This window comes from Lentibacillus songyuanensis (assembly GCF_039548255.1).
Classification (GTDB): Bacteria; Bacillota; Bacilli; order Bacillales; family Amphibacillaceae; genus Lentibacillus_C; species Lentibacillus_C songyuanensis.
Genome location: NZ_JBCLVH010000048.1, coordinates 1 through 2992 on the forward strand (window position 1 = coordinate 1; position 2992 = coordinate 2992).

Here is a 2992-nt window from a genome sequence, read left to right on the forward strand (position 1 = left end):
AGATATAGATAAGTCCTCGATCGATTAGTATCCGTCAGCTCCACGTGTCACCACGCTTCCACCTCGGACCTATCAACCTCATCGTCTCTGAGGGATCTTACTCACTCGAAGTGATGGGAAGTCTTATCTTGAGGGGGGCTTCATGCTTAGATGCTTTCAGCACTTATCCTTGCCACACGTAGCTACCCAGCTATGCTCCTGGCGGAACAACTGGTACACCAGCGGTGTGTCCATCCCGGTCCTCTCGTACTAAGGACAGCTCCTCTCAAACTTCCAACGCCCACGACGGATAGGGACCGAACTGTCTCACGACGTTCTGAACCCAGCTCGCGTACCGCTTTAATGGGCGAACAGCCCAACCCTTGGGACCGACTACAGCCCCAGGATGCGATGAGCCGACATCGAGGTGCCAAACCTCCCCGTCGATGTGAACTCTTGGGGGAGATAAGCCTGTTATCCCCGGGGTAGCTTTTATCCGTTGAGCGATGGCCCTTCCATGCGGAACCACCGGATCACTAAGCCCGACTTTCGTCCCTGCTCGACTTGTAGGTCTCGCAGTCAAGCTCCCTTGTGCCTTTACACTCTGCGAATGATTTCCAACCATTCTGAGGGAACCTTTGGGCGCCTCCGTTACCTTTTAGGAGGCGACCGCCCCAGTCAAACTGCCCGCCTGACACTGTCTCCGGACCGGATCACGGCCCTGGGTTAGAATGTCCGTACAACCAGGGTGGTATCCCACGGGTGCCTCCACCGAAGCTAGCGCTCCGGCTTCTAAGGCTCCCACCTATCCTGTACAAGCTGTACCAACATGCAATATCAGGCTACAGTAAAGCTCCACGGGGTCTTTCCGTCCTGTCGCGGGTAATGCGCATCTTCACGCATATTATAATTTCACCGGGTCTCTCGTTGAGACAGTGCCCAAGTCGTTGCACCTTTCGTGCGGGTCGGAACTTACCCGACAAGGAATTTCGCTACCTTAGGACCGTTATAGTTACGGCCGCCGTTTACTGGGGCTTCGGTTCAACGCTTCGCGCATAAAGCGCTAACGCTTCCCCTTAACCTTCCAGCACCGGGCAGGTGTCAGCCCCTATACTTCGCCTTTCGGCTTCGCAGAGACCTGTGTTTTTGCTAAACAGTCGCTTGGGCCTATTCACTGCGGCTTCTCTTGCAAGAAGCACCCCTTCTCCCGAAGTTACGGGGTCATTTTGCCGAGTTCCTTAACGAGAGTTCTCCCGATCACCTTAGGATTCTCTCCTCGCCTACCTGTGTCGGTTTGCGGTACGGGCACCTGTGACCTCGCTAGAGGTTTTTCTTGGCAGTGTGAAATCAGGAACTTCGCGAACAATTTCGCTCCCCATCACAGCTTGTGATTGTTGGACGGATTTGCCTATCCAACTCACTCACTGCTTGGGCGCACACATCCATCGGTGCGCTTTCCCTATCCTTCTGCGTCTCCCCATTGCTCAAATGGTCATGAGGTGGTACAGGAATATCTGCCTGTTGTCCATCGCCTACGCCTGTCGGCCTCGGCTTAGGTCCCGACTAACCCTGAGAGGACGAGCCTTCCTCAGGAAACCTTAGGCATTCGGTGAAAGAGATTCTCACTCTTTTTTCGCTACTCATACCGGCATTCTCACTTCAACGCGCTCCACCAGTCCTCACGGTCTGACTTCACAGCACGTTGAACGCTCTCCTACCATTGTTCGAAGAACAATCCGCAGCTTCGGTGATACGTTTAGCCCCGGTACATTTTCGGCGCAGTGTCACTCGACCAGTGAGCTATTACGCACTCTTTAAATGATGGCTGCTTCTGAGCCAACATCCTGGTTGTCTAAGCAACGCCACATCCTTTTCCACTTAACGTATACTTTGGGACCTTAGCTGGCGGTCTGGGCTGTTTCCCTTTCGACTATGAACCTTATCACCCATAGTCTGACTCCCAAGGTTAAGTAGCTGGCATTCGGAGTTTGACTGAATTCGGTAACCCGGTGAGGGCCCCTCGTCCAATCAGTGCTCTACCTCCAGTACTCTCACTCCTTGAGGCTAGCCCTAAAGCTATTTCGGAGAGAACCAGCTATCTCCGTGTTCGATTGGCATTTCACCCCTACCCACACCTCATCCCCGCATTTTTCAACATACGTGGGTTCGGGCCTCCAGTCAGTGTTACCTGACCTTCACCCTGGACATGGGTAGATCACACGGTTTCGGGTCTACGACCGCATACTATATTCGCCCTGTTCAGACTCGCTTTCGCTGCGGCTCCGTGTCTTCCACTTAACCTCGCATACGATCGTAACTCGCCGGTCCATTCTACAAAAGGTACGCCGTCACCCATTAACGGGCTTCGACTACTTGTAAGCACACGGTTTCAGGTTCTATTTCACTCCCCTTCCGGGGTGCTTTTCACCTTTCCCTCACGGTACTGGTTCACTATCGGTCACTAGGGAGTATTTAGCCTTGGGAGATGGTCCTCCCGGATTCCGACGGAATTCCACGTGTTCCGCCGTACTCAGGATCCACTCCGGAGGAAATTCCTTTTGGATTACAGGGCTCTTACCTGCTTTGGCTGATCGTTCCAGATCGATTCATCTAAAGAATTTCTTGGTAACTCCAATGGAGTGTCCTACAACCCCAACAGGCAAGCCTGTTGGTTTGGGCTGTTTCCGTTTCGCTCGCCGCTACTTGGGAAATCGCGTTTGCTTTCTCTTCCTCCGGGTACTGAGATGTTTCAGTTCCCCGGGTCTGCCTCATGCACCCTATGTATTCAGGTACATGTACTGCTCCATTACGAACAGCGGGTTCCCCCATTCGGAAATCCCCGGATCGCAGTCTACTTACGACTCCCCGAGGCATATCGGTGTTAGTCCCGTCCTTCATCGGCTCCTAGTGCCAAGGCATCCACCGTGCGCTCTTTATCACTTAACTATATTTAAGAACTTTAACGTTTGATGTCGTTGTTGTCTTTCTCTTATTTAGTTTTCAAGGTACAAAA

At 52.7% G+C, this 2992-nt stretch carries 1 rRNA gene; it reads right to left on the bottom strand.

Annotated features, from left to right (window positions below):
• Positions 1-4 precede the first annotated feature (4 nt).
• Positions 5-2925: ribosomal RNA gene (locus WMZ97_RS21680) — 23S ribosomal RNA — on the bottom strand.
• Positions 2926-2992 lie beyond the last annotated feature (67 nt).